The organism is Actinomyces glycerinitolerans (genome assembly GCF_900098745.1).
In the GTDB taxonomy this organism is placed as follows: domain Bacteria; phylum Actinomycetota; class Actinomycetes; order Actinomycetales; family Actinomycetaceae; genus Actinomyces; species Actinomyces glycerinitolerans.
This window is the reverse complement of record NZ_FQTT01000001.1, coordinates 625,431-647,571: the sequence shown is the minus strand read 5'-3', so window position 1 is coordinate 647,571 and position 22,141 is coordinate 625,431. Positions and strand designations below refer to the sequence as shown.

The following is a 22,141-nucleotide window of genomic DNA, read 5'->3' as shown; positions in this document are numbered from 1 at the left end:
CCGGGTGCATCGGTGCCCATCCGTGACAGGAGTCGGGGCTGAACATGGCAACTGACAACATTCTTGAGATGCGTGGCATCACCAAGCGGTTTCCCGGGGTGGTGGCGTTGGACGACGTCAACTTCGCGGTGAGGCGCGGCGAGATCCATGCCATCTGCGGCGAGAACGGGGCCGGTAAGTCGACCCTGATGAAGGTGCTGTCGGGTGTGCACCCGCACGGCACCTACGAGGGGCAGATCCTGCTCGACGGCAAGGAGGTGAGTTTCTCCGACATCAAGGCGTCGGAGAGCGCGGGCATCGCCATCATCCACCAGGAACTCACGCTCAGTCCGTTCCTGTCCATCGCGGAGAACATCTTCCTGGGGAATGAACGCTCATCCCGCGGCGTCATCGACTGGCACCGCACGAACACCGAGGCCCAGAAGATCATGGCCCGTGTGGGGCTGGCGGAGAATCCGGCAACCCGGGTTCAGGACATAGGTGTGGGCAAGCAGCAGCTGGTGGAGATCGCCAAGGCCCTGTCCAAGGACGTGCGCCTGCTCATCCTGGACGAGCCCACCGCCGCCCTCAACGACGACGACTCCGCCCACCTGCTCGACCTAATACGTCAACTCCAGGAGCGGGGCATCACCTGCATCATGATCTCCCACAAACTCGGAGAGATCAGGCAGATCGCCGATTCCACGACGATCATTCGTGATGGGCACACCATCGCCACGCTCGACATGCATCGCAAGGGCGGTGTCGAGGAGGACGAGATCATCCGCCTCATGGTCGGCCGCACGCTGGACCAGCGCTTCCCCGATCACGTCTCCCAAGTCGATGGAGAGGCGCTGCGACTCGAGGGCTGGACCGTGCACCATCCCGCCGACCCGTCGCGCACCGTCGTCGACGCCGCCGACCTGGTGCTCAGGCACGGTGAGATCGTCGGCCTCGCCGGCCTGATGGGGGCCGGACGCACCGAGCTGGCCATGAGCCTGTTCGGCCGCTCCTGGGGTAGCGACATTTCCGGCAGAGTCTTCAAAGACGGCCGCGAGATCCAAATCAAGGACGTGGCCTCGGCCATCGCCAACGGCATCGCCTACGTTTCGGAGGACCGCAAGCGCTACGGGCTCAACCTCATCGAGTCCATCAGGCGCAACGTCTCATCGGCATCCCCGCGCAGATTCTCCCACCGCGGCGTGCTCGATCTTCATGAGGAACGCGCCGTGGTCACCGAGCTGTGCGGTCAGATGGCTGTAAAGGCGCCCACCATTGAATCCGTCGTCGGCGGACTGTCGGGAGGCAATCAGCAGAAGGTCGTGCTCGCCAAGTGGGTGGCCGCCGAGCCGGACGTGCTGATCCTCGATGAGCCCACCCGCGGGATCGACGTCGGCGCCAAATACGAGATCTACCAGATCATCAACCAGCTCGCGGACGCGGGCAAGGCCGTCCTCGTCATCTCCTCGGAGCTGCCCGAACTTCTGGGCATCTGCGATCGCATCTACACCCTTTCGGCTGGGCGCGTCACCGCCGACCTGGATCGCGGCGATGCCGACCAGGAGACGCTCATGCGCTATATGACTCAGATCAAGGAAGACTGACCAATGTCCAATACATTCTCAACGCTCAAGGGAGCCTTGCGTACAAACCTGCGGCAAGGGGGTCTGGCGATTGCACTCGTCGTCATCGTGATCTTCTTCGCGATCGTCACCAATGGCCAGATCCTCTCCTCCCAGAACGTTTCCAACATCATCGTGCAGAACGCCTATGTGTTGGTGCTGGCGATCGGCATGCTCTTCGCCATCCTGATGGCCGACATCGACCTGTCGGTCGGCTCGGTCGTGGCTCTGACCGGGGCCGTCGCGGGCGTGGTGACCGTCAACCATGGCATGCCCTGGTGGGCCGGAGTCATCGCCGCCCTGATCACCGGTCTGCTCGTCGGCGTGTGGCAGGGGTTCTGGATCGCCTTCGTCGGCATCCCCGCCTTCATCGTCACCCTCGCCGGCATGCTGATCTTCCGCGGGCTGACCATGATCGTGCTGCACAACCTGTCCATCTCCCCGTTCCCGAGCGGATTCCGGGAGATCTCGTCGGGCTACCTCAATGGATTGCTCGGCGGGTACGGGTACGACGTATTCACGCTGCTGCTTGTCGCCATCGCACTCGCCGCATATGTGTTCTCCGAGGTGCGCAACCGGCGACGTTCCATCGCCAATGAGGTTCCCGTCTCCGCCTCCGGGACCTGGATCGCGCGCATTGTGCTCGTTTGCCTGATCGCCATGGCCTTCGCCTGGAAGATCGGCACCTACAAGGGCACCCCATACGTGCTGATCATCCTGGCGGCACTGATTCTGCTCTACTCCTTCGTCGCCGGGCGCACCGTCATCGGTCGCCAGATCTACGCGATCGGCGGGAACAAGGAGGCGGCGGCCCTGTCCGGCGTCAAGGTGCAGTGGGTCCGCTTCTGGGTGTTCGTCAACAACGGGGTGCTGTGCGCCCTCGCCGGCATCATCTTCACCTCCCGGCTCAACATGGCCGGACCCAAGGCCGGCCAGGGCTTCGAGCTCGACGCCATCGCCGCCTGTTTCATCGGCGGTGCGGCCGTCACCGGCGGTGTGGGCACCGTCGTCGGCGCCATCGTCGGCGGCCTGGTCATGGCCGTGATGAACAACGGCATGTCCCTGCTGGGGGTCGGCATCGACTACCAGCAGGCCATCAAGGGCCTGGTCGTACTCGGCGCCGTCGCCTTCGACCTGCTCAACAAGCGTCGTCCCGTGACCGCCTAGGCGGAGGGGCGCAGCAATCCGTTCGAACCGCGGGCGGTGGTGGGGCGACACCGGCCCACCACCGCCCGCGGTGGTAAGCAGGCCGCGCTACCGGGGCGGCGCCGCGGAGTCGCGGATGACCAGGCGGGTGCTCAGCCGCACGGGCGTGGTGGTCAGCATGGGGCGGCCGTGGTGATTGTCAACGATCATGCGGACCGCCTCCTGCCCCATGCGGAACAGCGGCTGACGCACCGTCGTCAGCCGCGGCGCCGCCCAGCCGGCCATTTCCGTGTCGTCGAAACCGACCACGCTGAAGTCCTCCGGGATACGCAGCCCGGCCTCCCTGGCCGCCTCGTAGATGCCCAGGGCGGTGGTGTCCGAGGCGGCGAAGACCGCGGTCGGGCGCTCGCCCTCCGGCAGCCGCAGCAGCCGACGTCCCTGCTGCAGGCCGGTCTCATAGGTGAAGGGGCCGGAGGAGATCAGGTTTGCGTGTACGGGCAGCGAGTGCATCTGCAGCGCGGACAGGTACCCCTGGTGGCGTTCGCGGGCGGGCACCGAGTCGTCCGGGCCGCCGACCAGGGCAATGCGCTCGTGGCCGAGCCCGATCAAGTACTCGGTGGCGTCCACGCCCCCGTTCCAGTTGGTCGCGCCGATAGAGGCTATGCCGCGCTCCTGCTCGCCGGAGGGGTCGATCATCACCACGGGCAGGCCGATGCGCCTGGCACTGGTGTGCTGCTCGCGGGTGAGCGGCGAGGTCAGCACGATCAGGCCGAGGTAGTCGGTGGCCTTCAGCAGTGTGAACCACTCCGGTTCGAAGGGCACCGGGTGCGCGCGCTCGGCCGGGGTGGGCGTGTAGGTGGTGTGCAGGGCGACCCCGGCGTCGAGTGCGGCGGTCGCGGCCCCCTTGAGCACTTCAATGGTGTAGGCGGTGGCGAGGTCGTCGGAGACGATCGCGATCGGCGGGTAGGCGCGGGCCGGCGTCGTCTCCGGGCGCACGTAGCCCAGATCCTCGCTGGCGGCCAGGACGCGCTCCCGTGTTGCCGCAGACACATCAGCGCGGTTGTTCAGCGCCTTGGAGGCGGCCGACTTGGAAACGCCGGCCGCCGCAGCGACGTCGTCCAGGGTCACTCGCTGCCGAGATTCCACGTCTTCTCCCCTCAGGACCCGCCGGGCCCGTGTGCTTCCAGGAGGTTAACAGGACTATTCGAGGTTCTGATGCAGTGCGGCGAGCCAGGCCACCTGCTCGCGCCACTGGTACGACTCGCCGCCCTCGTGCCCGTTGAAGGGGTAGACGCGGATCTCCGGGCGCGCCGGTGCCGGGCCGGCCGCCTGCCCCCATCGGTTGCGGGCGGCGAAGACGGTCGACGGCGGGCAGGTGGTGTCCATCAGCCCGGTGGAGAACAAGGCCGGGCAGGTCGCCCGCGCGCCCAGCAGTGCACCGTCGAAGTAGGCGAGTGTGCGGCGCACCTGTTCCACCTCGTCGCGGTGCACGGCCAGGTAGCCGGCGATATCAGCATAGGGCGGGTCGTCCGTCAGCCCGACCGCGCGGGTGAGCGCGCACATGAATGGCACGTCCGGCATGGCGGCAATGACGCGGTGGTTCAGGCCCGCCGCGGCCAGCGTGAGTCCGCCGCCCTGCGAGACGCCGGTGACGGCAATGCGGGAGGCATCCACTTCCGGCAGGACCGCGGCGGCTTCGACGGCGTGGTGGGCGTCCACGAACAGCCGCCGATACAGGTACTCCTCGGGGGACTGCAATCCGTGCGTGGCGAAGCCGGCCGCGGCCGGGCCCGTGCCGTGCGGATCCGGCGTATCACCTCCGGAGCCCCAGTGCGAGCCCTGGCCGCGGGTGTCCATCACCAGGTGGGCGTAGCCGGCGGCCGCCCACGCCAGGTTGTCCTGCGGCAGGCCGCGGCCCCCGCCCATGCCGAGGAACTCGACGACGGCGGGCAGCGGTCCGGACTGGTCGGCCGGGGCGATCAGCCAGGCGCGGATGGGGTCTCCGGCGTAACCGCCGAAGGTGACGTCCTGTACCCGGTGGGTGCGCAGCGGTGTCGTCACGGGGACGGTGCTGACGCTGGCCGGATCGAAGGGGTTTTGTGCGAGCGTGTGCGCCCAGAAGGCGTCGAAGTCGTTCGGCTCGGGCAGTTCGGGGGAGTAGTCCTCCAGCTCCGACGGCGGCAGGTCGAAGTAGGCCATGGCGGCTCCTTGCGGTGACTGTGTGGTTGGCGGTGGCGCGTCGGTCGGAGGCCGGCGGCGACCGCAGTTGACAGGATAATGTGCGCAGCTATACTAAATATGTCAGACGGATTCGCGAAATATTTCGATCAGCCTGATCGGACGCGTCCGTACCCGGAGGTTTCAATGATGAAGCTCAGTGCTCACCACCCCCACCCCACACGTTCCCGCCGTCGCGTCGCCGGAGTGATGGCCGGCGTGCTGACCGCCTCGCTGGCGCTGGCCGCATGCGGCGGGGGATCCGGCGCGGGCGGTGACGACAACACCCTCACGCTGTGGCACAACGCCACTACCGGCCCCGGCTCGGAGTACTGGGAGACGGTCGCAGCCGACTTCGAGGCCTCCCACGAGGGTGTAACCGTCGAGGTGCAGGCCATCCAGAATGAGGACCTGGACGGCAAGCTCCAGACCGCGCAGAACGCCGGCGAGGGACCGGATGTCTTCCTCGCCCGCGGTGGCGGCAAGCTGCGCGACATGGTCGACGCCGGCCTCGTGCTGGACATTTCGGACAAGATCGACGACTCCGTGGCGGCGGACGTCCCCGAAGGCACCTTCTCCGCATACATGGTGGACGACGGCATCTACGCCATGCCCACCTCGCTGCAGCCCGGCGGCATCTACTACTCCCAGGACCTGTTCGACGCCGCCGGCATCACCGAGACGCCCACCACCATGGAGGAGTTGTCCGACGCCGTCGCCAAGCTCAAGGACTCCGGCACCTCCCCGATCGCCCTGGGGGCCAAGGACGCCTGGCCGGCCGCCCACTGGTACTACTTCTTCGCCCTGCGCGAGTGCAGCCAGGACGTACTCGAGTCCTCGCTGTCCGAGCTGGACTTCTCCGACCAGTGCTGGGTCGACGCCGGGCAGGACCTGGCCGACTTCGCCGGCACCGAGCCCTTCAACAGCGGCTTCCTGACCACCTCCGCCCAGCAGGGCGCCGGCTCGTCCGCGGGCATGGTGGCCAACCACCAGGCCGCCATGGAACTCATGGGGACCTGGAACGTCGGCGTCATCGCCTCGCTGACCCCCGACGAGGAGCCGCTGCCCGACCTGCGCTGGTTCCCCTTCCCGGCCGTTGATGGTGGCGAGGGCGACCCCACCGCCATCATGGGCGGCGTCGACGGCTACGCCTGTTCCTCCACCGCCCCGGCGGAGCTGTGCGCCGAGTTCCTCAACTTCTTCATGAGCGAGGAGAAGCAGGAGGCCTACGCCGACGCCTTCGAGACCATCCCCGTCAACGAGAAGGCGCAGGACGTCGTCACCTCCGAGGCACTGCTGCCGCAGGTGGAGGCCAACAACGACGCCGCCTACTCCCAGGTGTGGCTGGACACCTCCCTGGGACAGAACATCGGCAACGCGCTCAACGTCGCCGTGGTCGACATGCTCGCCGGCAAGGGCGACCCCCAGGGCATCGTCGACGCCATGACCGCGGCCGCCGCCAAGGAGTAAAGCCTCTTCCCTCCGCTCCAACCACCAGGCCGCGGCGCGCCCAGAAGCGTGCTCTGGGTGCGCCGCGGCCAACGCATGAAACGAGACCCTCACATGACAGCTGCAACCGCTACGCTGCCCGCCGGTACGGCGGAACAGGGCAAGCAGCGGGGCCGGAAACGGCGGAGCCCCAACGCCCTGTCCTGGCGGGACCGTATGGAGATCACGGCCCTGTCCGCCCCCGCCGTCATCCTGTTCATCACCTTCGTCATCCTGCCGGTGATCATGGCCGCCTACTACGGCTTCTTCAAATGGAAGGGCTTCGGCGTCCCCACCAACTTCGTCGGCTTTGACAACTATCGCACCATCCTCACCGACCCCGAGTTCCACAACGTGCTGCGCCACAACGCCATCGTTGTGGTCGGCTCACTCGCCCTGCAGGGGCCCTTCGCCCTGCTGCTGGCGCTGCTGCTGAACAAGAAGATGCGTGGGCAGTCGCTGATCCGCGTGCTGATCTTCATCCCCTACGTCATTTCCGAGGTTATCGCCGGCACCGCCTGGGGCCTGATCCTGCAGACCGACGGCGCCATGAACGGACTGCTGCGCAAGCTCGGGCTCAGCGCCCTCGTCAATGACTGGATCTCCGACCCCAAGACCGCCCTGACCGTCCTGCTGTTCATCCTGACCTGGAAGTACGCCGGCTTCGCCGTCATCATCTTCCTGGCCGGTATGCAGGGCATTCCCGAGGAACTGACCGAGGCCGCCAAGGTCGACGGCGCCTCCTACTGGCAGATCCAGCGCAAGATCACCATTCCGCTGCTGGGCCCGACCATGCGCATGTGGGGCTTCCTGTCGATCATCGGTTCCCTACAGCTGTTCGACCTGGTCTACATCATCTGGGGCCAGTACATCTCCTCCACCGCGGGTACTTCCACGATGGCGACCTACATGGTGGTCAACGGGCGTATGAGCGGCAACTACGGCTACGGGAACGCCGTCGCCGTCGTGCTGTTCTTGATCTCCCTGGTGATCGCCCTGACCTATCAACGATTCGTCCTGCGCCGTGACACCGAGGGCGCACTGACCGGGAGCAGCCGATGACCGCCGCAGCATCCTCCATCAAGCCTCTCGACCCCGCCGCGCCCGCGCCGGCCAGTGCGCGCCGCCGCGTCCGCTCCGCCAAGGCCAAGCCCGCCTGGGCCAGCCCCGTGGTCTACCTGGTGGCCGCGCTGGTGATTGCGGCCCTGCTCGCCCCGGTCGCCTACGTGATCCTCGGCGGCTTCCGCAACAACTCGCAGATCACCTCCGATCCCGCCGGCCTGCCCGATCCCTGGGTGGTCGACAACTACCGCGTGGTGCTGACCTCCTCCGGATTCTGGCAGCAGGTCGGCAACTCCACCATCACCGCCGCCTGCGCCACCATCGGCACCGTGACGCTCGGGCTCATGGTCAGCTTCGTGATCGCGCGCTACCCCTTCAAGGGCGGCAACGCCCTGTACATGCTGTTCGCGGCCGGGCTCATGTTCCCCATGACCGTGGCCATCACGCCCCTGTACATCCTGATCAAGAACCTGGGCATGATGAACTCCCTGGCCGGCATCATCATCCCCGGCATCGCCTTCGCGCTGCCGCAGACCGTCATCATTCTGGTGCCCTTCCTGCGGGCCATCCCGAAGGAGCTGGAGGAGGCCGCCTCCCTGGACGGCTGCGGGCGCATGGGCTTCTTCTGGCGGGTGGTCGTACCCCTGTCCGCGCCCGGCGTGGTCACCACCGGCATCCTCACCTTCGTCGGCTCCTGGAACTCCTACATGCTGCCGCTGTTCATCCTGACCGACCACGCGAAGTACACCCTCCCGCTGGGGGTCCAGGCCTTCGCCTCCGAGCACTCGGTCAACACCGCGCAGGTCCTGGCATTCACCTCCCTGTCCATGATCCCCGCCCTCGTGGTCTTCAGCCTGTTCGAGCGGCGCATCGTCGGCGGCCTGACCGGCGCCGTCAAGGGCTGACCCAAGGCCGACCGCCAACCACCGCAACCTGGAGCCAACCGTGAACACCTGGAACGACACCTCCCTGCCTGCCGACCAGCGGGCCGCAGCCCTGCTTTCGGTCATGAGCCGACAGGAGAAAATCCACCAGCTCGCCTCCTTCTGGGAGCGCGACGAGGAAGAGGCCGTGCCCGCACCGGAGCCGGTCGACGTCGGTGACCACGACGACGAGGTGGTCGCATCCGAGGCCGCTCACCAAGTCGCCCCCATGGAGGACGCGTTCAAGGTCGGACGCCAGGGCTGGGAGGAGAGCGTCGACGGCGGATTGGGCCACCTGACCCGCATCTACGGCACGGACCCCGTCAGCGTCGCCGACGGAGCGGCCAAGCTGGCGCGTCTGCAGCGCGACATCGTCTCCCGCAACGCCTTCGGCATCCCGGCCATCGCTCACGAGGAGTGCCTGACCGGTTTCACGGCGCTGGGGGCGACCGTATACCCGGCCGCCATCGCCTGGGGCGCCACCTGGCGGCCCGCACTCGTGGAACAGATGGCCGGCCGCATCGGTGCCGACCTGCGCGCCGTCGGCGTGCACCAGGGCCTGGCCCCGCTGCTCGACGTCGTGCGCGACTACCGGTGGGGGCGCGTGGAGGAGACCTGCGGGGAGGACCCGTACCTGGTGGGCACGCTCGGCACCGCCTACGTGCGCGGCCTGCAGGCCCAGGGAGTGCACGCCACACTCAAGCACTTCGTCGCATACCCGGCATCAAAGGCCGGCCGCAATCACGCTCCGGTGTCCATGGGCCAGCGCGAACTGGAGGACGTCATGCTGCCGCCCTTCGAGATGGCGGTGCGTGAGGGCGACGTCGCCTCCGTCATGAACTCCTACTCCGACATCGACGGCGAACCGGTGGCCGCCTCCCGCCACCTGCTCACGCAGGTGCTGCGTGAGCGCTGGGGCTTTTCCGGCACCGTGGTCTCCGACTACTGGTCGGTGCGCTTTCTTCAGGCCATGCACCACGTGGCCGGGGACTACGCACACGCCGCCGCGCTGGCGGTACGCGCCGGGCTGGACGTGGAGCTGCCGGAGACCACCTGCTACTCCCACCTCGAGGCGGCGCTGGACGCCGGCCTGCTCACCGAGGCCGAACTCGACACCGCCGTCGTCCGGGTCCTGACCCAGAAGGCCCGGCTGGGCCTGCTCAACGCCGACTGGGAGCCGACCGCCGGCGTCGATGCGGGCCGCGACCTCGATTCTCCCGGCAACCGGGCGGTGGCCCGCGCCCTGGCGGAGGAGTCGGTGATCCTGCTGAAGAACGACGGCGTGCTGCCGCTCGCCCCCGACGCGAGCCTGGCCGTGTCCGGCCCGGTATGGGAGGACGTGCGCTCCTTCCTGGGCTGCTACTCCTTCCCCAACCACGTGCTCAGCCGCGACGGCGGCCGCACCACCGGGCTGGAGATCCGCGACCTGCCCGAGGCGCTGCGCGCCGCCCGCCCCGGTGGGGCCACCTTCCACCGGGGTGTTGGCTTCATCGACGGGCGCGCCGATGACTTCGATACCGCCGTCGATGCCGCCGCGGCCGCCGACGTGGCCGTAGTGACCCTCGGGGACATCGCCGGGCTCTTCGGCGGGGGCACCTCCGGGGAGGGCTGCGACGTCGTCGACCTGGGCCTGCCCGGACGCCAGGGGGAGCTGCTGGAGGCGGTGCTGGCAACCGGCACCCCCACCGTGCTGGTGCTGGTCACCGGGCGCCCCTACGCGCTGGGGGAGTATGCCGACCGCTGCGCCGCCATCGTGCAGGCCTTCATGCCGGGCGTGGAGGGCGCCGATGCCATCGCCGGTGTGCTCACCGGGGCGGTCAACCCCTCCGGGCGGCTGCCCGTCGCCATTCCCAATGGTCGCGGCGGCCAGCCGAGCACCTACCTGGCGGCGCCGCTCGCCTGGCACGCCGACGGCATCTCCAACCTGGACCCCACCCCGCTGTATCCATTCGGCTACGGGCTCAGCTACTCGAGCTTCACCCTCACCGACCCGGCCGTCTCCGCCACCCGGATGGACGCGGATGGACGGGTCGACTACACGGTCACGGTCACCAACACCTCCGACCGCGCCGGCGCCGAGGTCGTCCAGTTGTACCTGTCCGACCCGGTGGCCGAGGTGGTGCGCCCGCTGAAGGCCCTCATCGGCTTCGCCAAGGTCGACCTGGAGGCGGGGGAGTCCAAGCGGGTCACCTTCACCGTGCACGCCGACCGCACCTCCTTCACCGGCGTCGACTACCGGCGCATTGTCGAGCCCGGTCAGATCCTGCTCGCCGCCGGCACCAGCAGCGAGGACCGGCTGGCGCCGCTCGCCGTCGAAATCACCGGGCAGCGCCGCGTGGTCGATGAGGGCCGCGTGCTCACCACACCCGTAGTCGTGACGTCCGCCTGAACCCGCCCTCCGGAGGGAAGCCAGCCACATGCAATGCGTCAACACCGTTACCGTTCCACAGGGCCTGCGCCACCGCCTGGCTGAAACGGTCCTCACCATCACCGGCCCTGACGGGGCGCCGCTGGCGGACACGGACGTCGTCGTCGAGCAGACCCGGCACGAACTGGGAATCGGCAATATCGGCTTCGACTTCGTGGCCGTCGCCAACGGGGAGAAGTCCAATGCGGACAGCCTGTTCGGCGGGGCCCGACCGGAACTGGCGCAGGCGCTGACGGAGCGCTTCTTCGACCTGTTCAACGTCGCCACGCTGCCCTTCTACTGGCGCTCATTCGAGCCGGAGGAGGGGCATCCGCACACCGAGCGGCTGGCGAATGCGGCCCGCTGGATCCGCGCCCACGGTGCCGATGTCAAGGGACACCCGCTGGCCTGGCACACGCTCGCCCCGCAGTGGCTGCTGGGACGCGACCCGGAAGAGGTCGAGCGCATCCTGCGTGCTCGCATCACCCGCGAGGCGAGTGGCTTCCGCGGCCTGGTGGACACCTGGGACGCCATCAACGAGGTGGTGATCATGCCGGAGTTCACCGCCGAGGACAACGCCATCACCCCGCTCGCCCAGCGCCTCGGCCGGGTGGGCATCGTGCGGCTCGCCTTCGAGACCGCCCGCGCCGCCAACCCCGACGCCTTCCTGCTGCTCAACGACTTCAATATGAGCGAGAAGTACGTCCAGCTGATCGAGGACTGCCTGGAGGCGGGGGTGAGGATCGACGCGATCGGCTTGCAGTCACACATGCACCAGGGGTACTGGGGCGAGGAGCGCACCCAGGAGGTGCTCGAGTGTTTCAGCCGCTTCGGCCTGCCGCTGCACTTCACCGAGACCACGCTGGTCTCCGGCCACCTCATGCCGCCCGAGATCGTGGACCTGAACGACTACCAGATTCCGCACTGGCCCAGCACACCGGAGGGGGAGGAACGTCAGGCCGACGAGATCCGTCGCCACTACACCACGCTCGCCTCCCACCCCGCGGTCGCGGCGATCACCTACTGGGGCTTCACCGACGATGGGGCCTGGCTGGGTGCGCCGGTCGGCTTCGCCCGCGCCGACGGCACCTTGAAGCCCAGTTACGCGGCCCTGCACGACCTGGTCAAGGGCCAGTGGTGGACGCCGCCTACGACGGTGCGCACCGACGCCGACGGGAAACTGCGCCTGTCCGGCTTCCGCGGCACCTATCGGGTCACTGCCGCCGACCGCAGCGGCGAGGTGAAGCTCGATGCGGCGGCGGACCAGGCGGAGACGAGAGTCGGCCTGCAGTAATAAGACCCCGTCGTCGTGCGGATAGGAAGGTAGAGACCGATCCGCACGACGACGGGTAAGCGAGCGACTCAGCCGCGGTTGGCGAAGCGCTCCAGGAGCATGGCGTCCCCGCCGACCACGAGCACGTCGTCGGGGGAGACCAGGGTGGCGGGGGTCGCGTACTCGAAGGCCTCACCCGGGCTCATCAGACCGAAGACGGTCACCCCGTAGCGGGAGCGGATCTTGGACTCGCCGATGGTGAAGCCGTGCAGTTCGGCGGGCGGGCGCATCTTGACGATGGTGAAGCCGCCCTTCTCCATCTCGATGTAGTCCAGCATGCGGCCGGATACGAGGTGGGCGGCGCGCTGCCCGGCGTCGAACTCCGGGTAGACCACGTGGTGGGCGCCGATGCGGCGCAGGATGCGGCCGTGCGCGCGGGAGACGGCCTTCGCCCAGATCTGCGGGGTCTCCAGGTCCACCAGGTTGCCGGTGATCAGCACACTGGCCTCCAGGGAGGTGGCCACGCCCACCACCGCGGTGCCGAACTCGGTGGCGCCCAGCTGCTCCAGGGCCTCCATGTCGGTGGCGTCCGCCTCCACGAGCGGGATGCGTCCGGTCCACTGGCGCACGATGACGGGGTCCCGTTCGACGGCGAGGACCTCCCTGCCCAGGCGGTCCAGCGTGGCGGCCATGGCCGAGCCGAAGCGGCCGAGCCCGATCACCAGGGTCGAGTCGTTGTAGGCGGAGCGGTCAGGCATGAGTCCTCAATGGCGATGTGTGGATACTCAGCGAATGATAGCGAGCGTTGCCCGGAGAACGTCACCGAGCGGGTACTGCCCCCAACGGTAGTCCCCTCCGCTGAGCCCGGTTGCTGGTACAGGCAACGTGATCAAGATTGCTCAGGAACCGCTCAGAATGACGTTGGGTCGCGGTAGCATCACGGTGTTGCGCGTGATTGGTCCGTTGGACCTCTAGGAGATGACTGCGTGAGCACCGGAAGTCTGAACATAAACCCCGAGACCCTCGATCATGCGGCTGGAACGCTTGATGATGTTGCCGGTGACCTTGAGGATGCCTCCTTTCCAGCCGACCCCGATGTGGGCCGCTCGTCGTCCGCGGTGTCAACGGCGCTGAGTCGGCTGTCCTCCAAGACCTCGGGTGCGGCCTCCTCACTGCGCAGCACGGCCAGCGGCCTGAGGACGACCGCCTCGGACTTTCGCAACACGGACCAGGACGCCGCCTCGGCTACTCCCTCGGCCGGTGATAACTGATGTCTCTTGACGCGCGGGTGATCACCGAGCCCTCGGAGGCGTGGAATGCTGCACGGAGCTTGAGCACGATATCGACGACGGTCTCGGACGCCTCCGACGACGTCGCCGCTACACGCAGGACCATTGCCTCCGACTGCTTCAGTGAGTCGACGAATGCGGCGCTGTCGAGGCTGAGTATCCAGAGCGCGGACCTCGACGACGCCTCCACCGATGCCGCGTCCCTGTCCAAGGCGCTCGACAACTTCGGCTACTCCATGGACTCGGTCAAGACCCGGCTCGCGGAGGTGATCGCCGACGCGACGGCCGCCGGACTGACGGTCTCCGGCAGCACCATTCAGGAGCCCGAGGAGGACGACTCCGACGCGGACTACGCCACCAAGAAGGCCGCCTACGACACGCTCTCCTCCACGCTGTCCCTGATTCGTGCCGACGAGTCGACGGCGCACGACCGCTCATCTCGGCCTGTGACTCCCTCAAGAGTGCGGGGGAGTGGCTCCGGGATCAGTTCATCCCCACCTGGGATGCGAGCGGCGTATCCAAGGCGGCAGACATTGCCGACGGTGTTGCGGTTGGTGCTCAATGGGCTGCGATCAGAGCGATTTCCGTGTTCCGGCCCCGCTACCCGAGCTGGCATCCGGGTGCGGGCCGATTCATGTCGGCGGCGGACCGCTCCGAGATGGGGCTGCTGCGAACCCTGTGGGCCAAGGCCAAGACCAGTAACTGGATCAACAAGCCCTACACCCGCGGGACCACCGCGTGGAAGGTACAGCAGTATGCCGGAAAAGCGGCTCGTGTCACCAAGGGCATAGGTGTTGGTGCAGCCATATTCTCTGGCGTTGTTGGTGGGTACGAGCAGTACCAGAAGGACTCGGCCAACCCCTCAATGGGCGAGGGCAAGAAACTCGTGCGTGCCGGAACGCAGGCAGTTACGCAGGGTGGCCTGGGATACCTTGGTGCTTGGGGTGGTGCTGAAATAGGAATGACTATAGGTGCTGTTGGTGGACCAGTTGGGGTTGCTGTGGGCGGTATTGTTGGCGGAGCGATCGGAGGAATTGCGGGCTCAGGCTTTGGTAAATGGCTCGGCGATAAGGTCAACGCGGCGTGGAGTTAGATTGTTGGATGCGTTGAGTGATGTGAGGTGTTGTGCGTGTGGGCTGTGATTGGTGGTTTCGCGTTCACTTTGATGCTGATTGGCTATTGGGTGTTGGCGATGTTTACCGACACTGGGCCGGGTGAGTTTGCGCGGGAGATCAGTGCGCAGATGGGGGTCAAGAACAATCTATCGCTCACAATCCCAGCGACTGGGTTGGCGTTTTTGTGTGCTTGTCCGCTGGGGGTGCCCGTGATAGCAGATTCAGCGTTCGGGACGGTGCTGGGTTTCGCTGGCTTTTTCTTCGTGCTGGTCGGATTGGTGAGTTTCTTGCCGATTTCTTTGCCGGCGTGGATGTATCCGGAGTGGCATGTGGAGTGGCGGCGTCGTCGGCGGCGCGAGCGGCTGGCCGGGGAGAACTCCTGGCGTGACACCTCACGGCTGGAGCCCGGTGAGCCCTCCCGCCCGGAAGTCGGGCGCACCAATAACCGCTCCAGTTCGGAGGCTACGCATCCGTCCCCCGACTCTTCAGGAGATGACGCATGACCTCGCGATCGAACCCGGACCTGCCCCAGGAGTTCACGGGCGACGTCGTCAGGATCTCCGCGCCAGCCGGCTGGGCCCAGGTGAACCCCGCAAGTATCCCCGGCATCCCGGACCCTGAGATGGCCCCCGACGACGCGGGACGCGTGGACCTAATCTGCGCCGAGCGGCCGGACAGTCCCCGCTTCGCCGAGAACTGCGTGATCACCGTCGCAGAACTGCCCGAGGCTACCTCTGCGGAGGACTGGTATCGGGACTCGACAACGCAGCTCGTCGGTTCCGTGCCGGGCTTCCAATTGATCGACATCACCGAGTGGGAGGCGGTCGGACCCGGCCTGCTGCGCTCAGGCGTCTACATCCAGGACACGGTCTCGGTCACCGCCCTGCAATGGACCTGGGTGAGCGAGACCTCGCGGCGTGGGCTGACCGCGACCTTCTCCTGTGCCACTCGCGACTGCAGCACGGCGGTGGAGCGATTCCTGGCCATGATCGTCACACTGGAGGAGATCTGATGGCGCGCCTGGACACGAGCGGATACACCCCGGTCCTGATCATCGGTGACGCGGAGTGGTTGTCTCTGCGCGCCGTCGCGATGGGTGGACGCATCCCGAAGGGCCGCGTCGCCAGGCGGCTGCAGCGCAGCGGCATTCTGGATGACCAGGGCATCATGCCGTCGGCGGCCCCCGCACTGCACGGCGTCGCCGGGGCCACCCGACACCTCGACGTCTACCGCTTCGAACCAACGCGCCCAGGGCAGCGCGCCGAGGCGTGGATAGGCCCACAGCGGGCGACCATCGTCAAGCATGAGCCGGACGGTTATCACGTGTACGGCCTCGACGAATGCGAGGTTCCCTCCGCCTTCGCACAACTGCTCGACGTGCGGCCGCGTCACAACATCGACCTGGGGCCGCGGATTCTCCCGCCGTCGGTATACAGCTTCATCGATTCTGGAGACCTGGATGCCCTAACAGAGGAACTCGCCCGTCTGGCGCGTCAGTTGGATCGTGGCGGGGAGCCGGGGCAACTCGGCGGGCCCACGCCGCTCACGGACGGGTTCGCCAGTGGGCAGTGGACGCTTTCGCTCATCTCAACGAGCGTGCCTCGAGACGGAGGTTGGGAAGTCGTTGGCTCCATGACGACCCTGTCCGTACCCGAATGCCTGTACGAACTGGTACCCAAATCGGTCGCTGAAGCCCTGGAGGCTGGTGCTCCGCCCGAAGTGGTCGCCCAGAAGGCGACCTCGAACCTGCCCGAGGAGCTGTTCCTGGAGCACATGACCTCACTGGAACTGTGGGTGCGCGTGAGTCCCTGGTTCTTCGCCTCCTAACGTGAGCCGTTAGTCCCGGTGCAGCAACGGCTCCTCCCAGGCCAGGATGGTGCGCACCGCCAGCCCCAGGTTGCCAACCTGGCAATGGGAGGCACATCCCTCGGCCTCGGTGAATACACGCGTGGTGACTGAGCGGGCACCCGTGAGACTGTCCGCCTGCCGGGTCAGCTGGGACAGCGGCACGTAGTGGTCCTCTGCTCCGGCGAGCAGTAGCACGTCTGCGCGCACCCCTGGGGACGCTTCACGGGTATGCAGCCGCCCGGCGAAGCGCAGGAACTGTGCCGGGGACCGAGTACCGGTGACCCGCATCCCCTGTTCCAGGCCCCACTGGATGACGGAGCGCCTGCTTGCCAATGCGAGCAGCCGGTCCACCAAAACGCTCGGCAGTCTGGAGAACGCCCGGCCCATGTGCGGCGGTACAGGGGCCACCTGCCGCATGAGGACGTCGAGGAAGTCATCCATCACATCCCAAGCCACGACCCGCTTGACCCGTGTTTCAAAGGCTGCGGCCCGGATCACGAGCTCTCCGCCCAGGGAGAGACCGACCAGGGTCACGTTATTCAGCCCGAAGTGATCCAGAACCGCTGACACCGGCCGCTCCCACCCCGCCACGAGTGGCACCCCTTGTTCCTCCAGCACGCCGCCCTGGCCGGGCCCGTCGAAGGCGATCACACGGTGCCCCCGCCGGGCCACGGCGTCCAGCAGTGGGAACCACTCCTCGATATAGGAGTCGAAGCCGCCGCACACCACCCAAGTGCTGCGGGGCTCCTCGCTCGGACCTAGCCTGAGGGCGGGCAGGTCGTATGCGGGCAGAACGGCGCCGTCGCAGGGGATGTCGACGGGATCAAGGCTGAAGCGTTGACGCATGAAGTCCACAAAGCGCTCCCGGATGGGGAATCGACGCGGGTCGCCGCCGCTCATGAAGAACTGGGCGGCGCGCTCATAGACGACGGCGTCGAAGTCCCTGCCCGCGGTCCGGGCGCCGCGCGCCAGATGCAGGTACGCCCCGACCCAGCCGGCATTGGTACGCGGCAGCGGCGACAGTGCGCTGATCTCGTCGATCGCGTGGGGGCCGATCAATTCCGCCCAGCGCAGCGCCTGGAAGGCCTGGTCGGTCTCGGACGGGAGTGCATGCGCACCCAGGGGCGGGGCGTCAAGGTCGAATGCGTGCGAAGTGTTCAACAGCTCTCCTAATGAAACCGTACGTTGTTGTTTGACGCGGGATGCTAGTAGTCGTCGGAATCCAAGTCAAAACGATCGTTGTTGTATGTGGTGAGGTTGAGCGTGAGGGCGGGGCGCATATCGGCGCGCCATATCCTGTCCCCATGCCTCGCGTCACTCAGTCCTACCGGGATCGCCAGACCGCCCGAATCGTGGCGGCGGCGGAGGTCTGCTTCGCCCGCCGCGGCTTCGACGGCGCCTCCATGGACGAGATCATCGCCGAGGCCGGCATGTCCTCCGCCACCGTCTACCGCTACTTTCCGCAGGGCAAGGAGTCCCTGATCCGGGCGGTCCTCGGGCAGGCGACCGACCCCGTGGTGGAGTGGATGGCGAGGCTGTCTGCGGGTGGGGAGCTCCCGCCGTTCGAGTCCGCCTTTATCGACGCCGTTGAGCAGGCCTGGAGTTACAAAGCCTCGGTCGGCGCCGACTCGGAGGGAGGCGTCCGCGCCGACGCCGGGGCGGAGGGTGCCGGGCGCACGGTGGCCCCCGCCGACCTTCAGGCGGCCATCTGGGCGGAGCTGGCGCGCCAACCGGATCTGCGCGCCGCCAATGCCGAGAGCTACGCCCGGGTGCGTTCCGAGACCGCCCGCATCCTCGGGCGCTGGCAGGCCCGAGGTGACGTTGCCGGGCACCTCGATCCGGAGGCGGCGGCCGCCGTCGTGCACCATGCCGCCATGGGCCTGCTGGTGCGGAGAATCGTCGTCGGCGAGCCCGGCTGGCACGACGACGTCGTCGCCACCGCGCGCGCACTGGCCGGCATGCTGGGGGCTGAGCGGGCGGCGCGCCTCAGCCGATGAGAGGCCGCTCGGCGGGCATGCGGATCACCCGGCGGCGCTCGCGCAACGCCAGGGCGGAGGCCGCGGTCATGGTGCCCACGCGGCCGATGAACATCAGCACGATGATCACGTACTTGGCGCCGTGCGGCAGGATGGGGGTGATGCCGGTGGACAGGCCCACGGTGGCGAAGGCGCTGATCACCTCGAACAGAATGCGGTCCAGGGTCAGGTCGGTTAGCTGAAGCAGCAGCAGGGACGCCACGCCGACGATGCTCGCCCCGATGAATGCCACGGCCACGCTCAGTCTCACCGTGGACAGGGTGATGCGTCGTCCGAAGGCCTCGATGTCCTGGTCTCCGCGCGCCTCGGCCAGAATCGCCAGCACCAGTACCGCGAAGGTGGACACCTTGATGCCGCCGGCCGTCGACGCCGAGCCGCCGCCCACGAACATGAGCGCGTCCTGAAGCAGCCAGGTGGACTCGTGCATGTGCTCCGGCGCGATCGTCGACAGCCCGGAGGAACGGGCGTTGACGGAGTTGATCAGCGCAGTCAGAATCTTCCCGCCCGTGGACAGTGCTCCGTAGGTATTGGGGTTGTTCCACTCGAAGGCGCCGATGGCCACGGCGGAGAACATGCTGAGGCCGGTGTAGGTGGTCAGGGTCAGTTTGCTGTGCAGGGTCAGCTGCCGGGGACGACGGCGATGGCGCACGACGTCGCGGATCACCGGGAATCCGATGGCCCCCAGGAAGGTGCCCAGCACGATCGGCAGCCCCACCCACCAGTCGCTGGCGTAGGGGGCGAGGCCCTCCGGCATGACCACGAACCCGGCGTTGTTGAAGATTGACAGCGCCATGAAGAACGCGTACCAGGCGGCGTGGCCGAGGTCGAGTCCCAGGGTGAGGAAGCGGGGCAGTAGCACCGCCATGAGAACGGCCTCGACGCCGAAGGCCGTGTAGGCGACGGCGCGCAGCAGCGACATGACGTCGCCCAGGCCGGCCATGTTCTCCGAGGCGGCGAGCATGCGCTGCGTCAGCCCCAGGTGGCGGGACACGGCGAAGGACAGCAACGAGGCCAGCGTCATGATGCCCAGGCCGCCGATGGCGGCGCCGACGATGATGACGAGCTGGCCGAAGGGCGACCAGTAGGAGGCCGTATCCACGGTGGTCAAGCCCGTGACGCACACGGCCGACGTCGCGGTGAACAGGGCGTCCACGAAGGGGGCGCGCGTGCCGCTCGCGGTGGCGATCGGCAGGCTGAGCAGGGCGGCGATCCCGGCGACAATGACGGCGAAGACGGTGACCGCCAAGCGTGCCGGGGAGAAACGGGCGATGCGGTCGAAGCGGCTGCGCAGTCCCAGGCGCGCCAGCAGGCCGCGGATACCGCCGGCGTCCTCCTGGGCGGTCAGCTGCCGGGCGAGCTCATCCGGGGCGGCCGGCCGGCTGGGATCCAGGGGCTCGGTCGTCCCCATCAACCCTGCATCCGCCGTCTGCGTGTGCCAGCCGCCCAGGCGGTCCGCATCGCGCGCGACGCCGACGCGTCCGGCCCGGGCTTCCCGGCCCTGCGCGGACGACGACGGCGAGTGGCTGGCTCCGGAGTCGGGACTTGCGGAAGAGGACACGGGGCCATTGTGGGCCATGGCGGCCCGTCCCGGACAGAAGCCGTGCGGTCGCACCCGAGAGGTCGGGCGGTCGCACCCGCCGTCGGTGGGACAAATGTGTGAGATGCGGCGCCCGTGACAAATGAGGGAGGAAACATCCTGTGCGACAGTTGAGACACAGGTTATATTGGTGTTGTTTCAGCGCGCCGACGTCGTGCACCGCCTCGACACCCTCGCGCGTCCACTCCGACCTGACGACAGGACACCAATAGCCATGGCATCGGGCACCTCGACACCACCCAGCGCCTCGGGCGCCCCCAGCTTCCTTACCGTGGCGGAGGTGGCGGCCATGCTGCGCGTGTCGAAGATGACCGTCTACCGCATGGTCCACTCCGGTGACCTGCCCGCCATGCAGGTCGGACGCTCCTTCCGTGTTCCCGAGCGCGCGGTCCAGGAGTACCTCGCCGCCGGGCTGGGTGACTGGGGACACGAGGACTCCGCCTCAACCGGCTCCTGATAGCCGCTACAATCCCTTAGTCACAGTGTGGTCGGACCCGGTTCGCCTGTCCGACGTCCGGTCGCCAGCTGCCGGCGGGCAAGCCCGCGTGTGCAGGCCGGCACGAACAACAACAAGGAGCCTCAATGGGATCTGTTATCAAGAAGCGCCGCAAGCGCATGGCCAAGAAGAAGCACCGCAAGCTGCTGCGTAAGACGCGTCACCAGCGTCGCAACAAGAAGTGAAGTGACCTGTGCCCGGGGCCTGTTCCCCGGGCGCAGTTGTTATAGGCCGTAAAGCCGGCTGCTCATCCTGCTCCTGCAAACACGACCCGAGCGGAGCCTCCATGTCACTACCCCCAGACGCCGGCCGCTTCGGCCTGAGCGCGCCCGATCCGTTGTCCGGCACCGAGGCGTGCACCACGCCCATGTCCATGCATTCCGACCCCGCCGACTGGCCCGCACCCGTCCCCGCCCTCGCCCGCCCACTGGGATCCGCCGCCGGTTCGACCCCGTGCCTGGCCGAGCTGACCACCCTGCGGGTGGGTGGCCCGGTCGACAGCTACGTCGAGGCCCGCACCGAGGCTGAACTGATCGACGCGGTCCGCCAGGCCGACGCCGCCGGAACCCCCCTGCTGGTGATCGGCGGCGGTTCCAACATCCTGGCCGCCGATGCGGGATTCGCCGGCGTGGTAGTGCGCGACGCCCGCCAGGAGGTCAGCCTGTCCGCGGATGACCGCTGCGGAGGCGTGGAGTTCACCGCCACCGCCGGCACCACCTGGGACGACCTGGTGCGCGAGGCCATCGCCAACCAGTGGGGAGGCTTCGCGCCCCTGTCCGGGATCCCCGGGACCGTCGGCGCCGCCCCGGTGCAGAACATCGGCGCCTACGGCGCGGAGGTAGCCGAACTGCTCGCATCCGTGCGCGCCTGGGATCGGGCCGCCGGCCGCCCCGCCCACCTGCCGCTGGCCCGCCTGCGCCTGAGCTACCGCGACTCTGACCTCAAGCGCTCCCTGACCGACGCCACCATCGGCGGCGGCCGCACCTGGGGGCCCACCGGGCGCTGGGTGGTGCTGTCGGTGACCTTCTCCGTGCGCACCGCCTCCCTGTCCGCCCCCATCGCCTACGCCCAGCTGGCGCGCACCTTGGGGGCCGAGGTGGGCGACCGCGTGGATGCCCGGGCGGTGCGCGACGCCGTGCTGGAACTGCGCCGCTCCAAGGGCATGGTCCTGGACGACGCCGACCATGACACCTGGTCCGCCGGCTCCTTCTTCACCAACCCGATCCTCACCCGCGCTCAGGCCGATGCCCTCCCCGACGACGCCCCCCGCTTCCCGGTCACCGACCACTCCCGGGCGGTGGCGGGCACCCGGCAGGCGCCCGTCGTCGAGGGACTGGTGAAGACCTCCGCCGCCTGGCTGATCGACCACGCCGGCTTCGGCAAGGGCTTCGCCCTGCCGGCGGCCGGAGCCGAGCCGACCGCCAGCCTGTCCACCAAGCACGTGCTGGCCCTGACCAACCGGGGCCATGCCCGCGCCGCCGACCTGGCCGGGCTGCGCGACGCCGTCGTCACCGGGGTGCGTGAGCGCTTCGGCGTCACGCTAGTGCCCGAGCCGGTGCACGTAGGCTTCTAGACCCGGGCGGCTCCCGGGCCCCGACCGCCTGCGCACTGCCCGGCCCGCCGGCACGGGCAGGCGGCCCGGG

At 68.0% G+C, this 22,141-nt stretch carries 21 protein-coding genes; 16 read left to right on the top strand and 5 right to left on the bottom strand.

The features are described from left to right. Window positions 1-44: 44 nt before the first annotated feature. Together mmsA and mmsB are read left to right on the top strand one after the other, a co-directional pair. A complete protein-coding gene (gene mmsA / locus ACGLYG10_RS02765; protein ID WP_073327625.1) occupies window positions 45-1,583 on the top strand; it encodes a multiple monosaccharide ABC transporter ATP-binding protein in 1,539 nt (512 codons plus the stop codon). A 3-nt stretch (window positions 1,584-1,586) separates the two neighbouring features. Then, the gene (gene mmsB / locus ACGLYG10_RS02760) at window positions 1,587-2,768 is read left to right on the top strand and encodes a multiple monosaccharide ABC transporter permease (RefSeq protein WP_073327624.1); all 1,182 of its coding nucleotides are present in this window, start codon (window positions 1,587-1,589) and stop codon (window positions 2,766-2,768) included. Between the two features lie 87 nt (window positions 2,769-2,855). Here mmsB and ACGLYG10_RS02755 read toward each other — a convergent pair whose 3' ends face one another. Together ACGLYG10_RS02755 and ACGLYG10_RS02750 are read right to left on the bottom strand one after the other, a co-directional pair. Beyond that, a complete protein-coding gene (locus ACGLYG10_RS02755) occupies window positions 2,856-3,893 on the bottom strand; it encodes a LacI family DNA-binding transcriptional regulator (RefSeq protein ID WP_073327622.1) in 1,038 nt (345 codons plus the stop codon). Window positions 3,894-3,947: 54 nt separating this feature from the next. Then, the gene (locus ACGLYG10_RS02750) at window positions 3,948-4,946 is read right to left on the bottom strand and encodes an acetylxylan esterase (protein ID WP_073327621.1); all 999 of its coding nucleotides are present in this window, start codon (window positions 4,944-4,946) and stop codon (window positions 3,948-3,950) included. Between the two features lie 165 nt (window positions 4,947-5,111). On the opposite strand from ACGLYG10_RS02750, the gene ACGLYG10_RS02745 reads away from it, so the two are divergent. The 5 genes from ACGLYG10_RS02745 to ACGLYG10_RS02725 all read left to right on the top strand — a co-directional run bounded on the left by ACGLYG10_RS02745 (window position 5,112) and on the right by ACGLYG10_RS02725 (window position 12,138). Further along, window positions 5,112-6,434 carry an ABC transporter substrate-binding protein gene (locus ACGLYG10_RS02745; protein WP_211482957.1) on the top strand — a complete coding sequence of 441 codons (1,323 nt, stop codon included), beginning with the start codon at window positions 5,112-5,114 and terminating at the stop codon, window positions 6,432-6,434. Window positions 6,435-6,527: 93 nt separating this feature from the next. Further along, the gene (locus ACGLYG10_RS02740) at window positions 6,528-7,514 is read left to right on the top strand and encodes a carbohydrate ABC transporter permease (protein ID WP_073327619.1); all 987 of its coding nucleotides are present in this window, start codon (window positions 6,528-6,530) and stop codon (window positions 7,512-7,514) included. Further along, a complete protein-coding gene (locus ACGLYG10_RS02735; protein ID WP_073327618.1) occupies window positions 7,511-8,419 on the top strand; it encodes a carbohydrate ABC transporter permease in 909 nt (302 codons plus the stop codon). The genes ACGLYG10_RS02740 and ACGLYG10_RS02735 overlap by 4 nt, the downstream gene beginning before the upstream one ends. Window positions 8,420-8,459: 40 nt before the next feature. Further along, entirely contained in the window at window positions 8,460-10,826 is a 2,367-nt protein-coding gene (locus ACGLYG10_RS02730; protein ID WP_211482956.1) for a glycoside hydrolase family 3 N-terminal domain-containing protein, read from the top strand. Between the two features lie 28 nt (window positions 10,827-10,854). Then, window positions 10,855-12,138 (top strand): endo-1,4-beta-xylanase, encoded by a 1,284-nt coding sequence (locus ACGLYG10_RS02725; protein WP_073327615.1) that lies wholly within the window; start codon window positions 10,855-10,857, stop codon window positions 12,136-12,138. Window positions 12,139-12,206: 68 nt separating this feature from the next. Here the strand turns inward: ACGLYG10_RS02725 and ACGLYG10_RS02720 are convergent, their stop codons facing one another. Beyond that, a complete protein-coding gene (locus ACGLYG10_RS02720) occupies window positions 12,207-12,875 on the bottom strand; it encodes a potassium channel family protein (RefSeq protein WP_073327613.1) in 669 nt (222 codons plus the stop codon). A gap of 228 nt (window positions 12,876-13,103) precedes the next feature. Between ACGLYG10_RS02720 and ACGLYG10_RS02715 the strand changes: the two genes are divergently transcribed. From ACGLYG10_RS02715 to ACGLYG10_RS02695, 5 genes are all read left to right on the top strand, one after another. After that, entirely contained in the window at window positions 13,104-13,388 is a 285-nt protein-coding gene (locus ACGLYG10_RS02715) for a hypothetical protein (protein WP_073327611.1), read from the top strand. Between the two features lie 676 nt (window positions 13,389-14,064). Then, on the top strand, window positions 14,065-14,499 hold the full coding sequence (locus ACGLYG10_RS16490; protein WP_244542536.1) for a hypothetical protein: 435 nt from the start codon (window positions 14,065-14,067) through the stop codon (window positions 14,497-14,499). Between the two features lie 36 nt (window positions 14,500-14,535). After that, on the top strand, window positions 14,536-15,024 hold the full coding sequence (locus ACGLYG10_RS02705; protein WP_244542535.1) for a hypothetical protein: 489 nt from the start codon (window positions 14,536-14,538) through the stop codon (window positions 15,022-15,024). Next, window positions 15,021-15,533: a hypothetical protein gene (locus tag ACGLYG10_RS02700; RefSeq protein ID WP_073327609.1), complete on the top strand. Its 513-nt coding sequence runs from the start codon at window positions 15,021-15,023 to the stop codon at window positions 15,531-15,533. Before ACGLYG10_RS02705 ends, ACGLYG10_RS02700 begins: the two co-directional genes overlap by 4 nt. After that, window positions 15,533-16,348 carry a hypothetical protein gene (locus ACGLYG10_RS02695; RefSeq protein ID WP_073327608.1) on the top strand — a complete coding sequence of 272 codons (816 nt, stop codon included), beginning with the start codon at window positions 15,533-15,535 and terminating at the stop codon, window positions 16,346-16,348. Before ACGLYG10_RS02700 ends, ACGLYG10_RS02695 begins: the two co-directional genes overlap by 1 nt. A 9-nt stretch (window positions 16,349-16,357) precedes the next feature. Here ACGLYG10_RS02695 and ACGLYG10_RS02690 read toward each other — a convergent pair whose 3' ends face one another. Further along, the gene (locus tag ACGLYG10_RS02690) at window positions 16,358-17,530 is read right to left on the bottom strand and encodes an alpha/beta fold hydrolase (RefSeq protein WP_073327606.1); all 1,173 of its coding nucleotides are present in this window, start codon (window positions 17,528-17,530) and stop codon (window positions 16,358-16,360) included. Window positions 17,531-17,673: 143 nt separating this feature from the next. On the opposite strand from ACGLYG10_RS02690, the gene ACGLYG10_RS02685 reads away from it, so the two are divergent. After that, window positions 17,674-18,366 carry a TetR/AcrR family transcriptional regulator gene (locus ACGLYG10_RS02685; RefSeq protein ID WP_073327604.1) on the top strand — a complete coding sequence of 231 codons (693 nt, stop codon included), beginning with the start codon at window positions 17,674-17,676 and terminating at the stop codon, window positions 18,364-18,366. Here ACGLYG10_RS02685 and ACGLYG10_RS02680 read toward each other — a convergent pair. After that, a complete protein-coding gene (locus ACGLYG10_RS02680) occupies window positions 18,356-19,963 on the bottom strand; it encodes a TrkH family potassium uptake protein (protein ID WP_073327849.1) in 1,608 nt (535 codons plus the stop codon). The two genes, ACGLYG10_RS02685 and ACGLYG10_RS02680, sit on opposite strands and share 11 nt — an antisense overlap. Before the next feature lie 253 nt (window positions 19,964-20,216). On the opposite strand from ACGLYG10_RS02680, the gene ACGLYG10_RS02675 reads away from it, so the two are divergent. The 3 genes from ACGLYG10_RS02675 to ACGLYG10_RS02665 all read left to right on the top strand — a co-directional run bounded on the left by ACGLYG10_RS02675 (window position 20,217) and on the right by ACGLYG10_RS02665 (window position 22,071). Further along, window positions 20,217-20,459, top strand: a complete 243-nt coding sequence (locus ACGLYG10_RS02675; protein WP_073327603.1) for a helix-turn-helix domain-containing protein — start codon at window positions 20,217-20,219, stop codon at window positions 20,457-20,459. Between the two features lie 125 nt (window positions 20,460-20,584). Next, entirely contained in the window at window positions 20,585-20,683 is a 99-nt protein-coding gene (locus ACGLYG10_RS02670) for a 30S ribosomal protein bS22 (RefSeq protein WP_003792170.1), read from the top strand. A 101-nt stretch (window positions 20,684-20,784) separates the two neighbouring features. After that, the gene (locus ACGLYG10_RS02665) at window positions 20,785-22,071 is read left to right on the top strand and encodes a UDP-N-acetylmuramate dehydrogenase (protein WP_073327601.1); all 1,287 of its coding nucleotides are present in this window, start codon (window positions 20,785-20,787) and stop codon (window positions 22,069-22,071) included. Window positions 22,072-22,141: the final 70 nt, after the last annotated feature.

What these genes read in the sequence shown, in the direction of transcription:
- ACGLYG10_RS02665 (WP_073327601.1), top strand. Translation starts at nt 20,785, where the DNA reads ATGTCACTACCCCCAGACGCCGGCCGCTTCGGCCTGAGCGCGCCCGAT.
- ACGLYG10_RS02720 (WP_073327613.1), bottom strand. Translation starts at nt 12,875, where the DNA reads ATGCCTGACCGCTCCGCCTACAACGACTCGACCCTGGTGATCGGGCTC.
- ACGLYG10_RS02740 (WP_073327619.1), top strand. Translation starts at nt 6,528, where the DNA reads ATGACAGCTGCAACCGCTACGCTGCCCGCCGGTACGGCGGAACAGGGC.
- ACGLYG10_RS02750 (WP_073327621.1), bottom strand. Translation starts at nt 4,946, where the DNA reads ATGGCCTACTTCGACCTGCCGCCGTCGGAGCTGGAGGACTACTCCCCC.
- ACGLYG10_RS02695 (WP_073327608.1), top strand. Translation starts at nt 15,533, where the DNA reads ATGGCGCGCCTGGACACGAGCGGATACACCCCGGTCCTGATCATCGGT.
- ACGLYG10_RS02725 (WP_073327615.1), top strand. Translation starts at nt 10,855, where the DNA reads ATGCAATGCGTCAACACCGTTACCGTTCCACAGGGCCTGCGCCACCGC.
- ACGLYG10_RS16490 (WP_244542536.1), top strand. Translation starts at nt 14,065, where the DNA reads ATGGGGCTGCTGCGAACCCTGTGGGCCAAGGCCAAGACCAGTAACTGG.
- ACGLYG10_RS02700 (WP_073327609.1), top strand. Translation starts at nt 15,021, where the DNA reads ATGACCTCGCGATCGAACCCGGACCTGCCCCAGGAGTTCACGGGCGAC.
- ACGLYG10_RS02675 (WP_073327603.1), top strand. Translation starts at nt 20,217, where the DNA reads ATGGCATCGGGCACCTCGACACCACCCAGCGCCTCGGGCGCCCCCAGC.
- ACGLYG10_RS02670 (WP_003792170.1), top strand. Translation starts at nt 20,585, where the DNA reads ATGGGATCTGTTATCAAGAAGCGCCGCAAGCGCATGGCCAAGAAGAAG.
- ACGLYG10_RS02685 (WP_073327604.1), top strand. Translation starts at nt 17,674, where the DNA reads ATGCCTCGCGTCACTCAGTCCTACCGGGATCGCCAGACCGCCCGAATC.
- mmsB (WP_073327624.1), top strand. Translation starts at nt 1,587, where the DNA reads ATGTCCAATACATTCTCAACGCTCAAGGGAGCCTTGCGTACAAACCTG.
- ACGLYG10_RS02745 (WP_211482957.1), top strand. Translation starts at nt 5,112, where the DNA reads ATGATGAAGCTCAGTGCTCACCACCCCCACCCCACACGTTCCCGCCGT.
- ACGLYG10_RS02735 (WP_073327618.1), top strand. Translation starts at nt 7,511, where the DNA reads ATGACCGCCGCAGCATCCTCCATCAAGCCTCTCGACCCCGCCGCGCCC.
- mmsA (WP_073327625.1), top strand. Translation starts at nt 45, where the DNA reads ATGGCAACTGACAACATTCTTGAGATGCGTGGCATCACCAAGCGGTTT.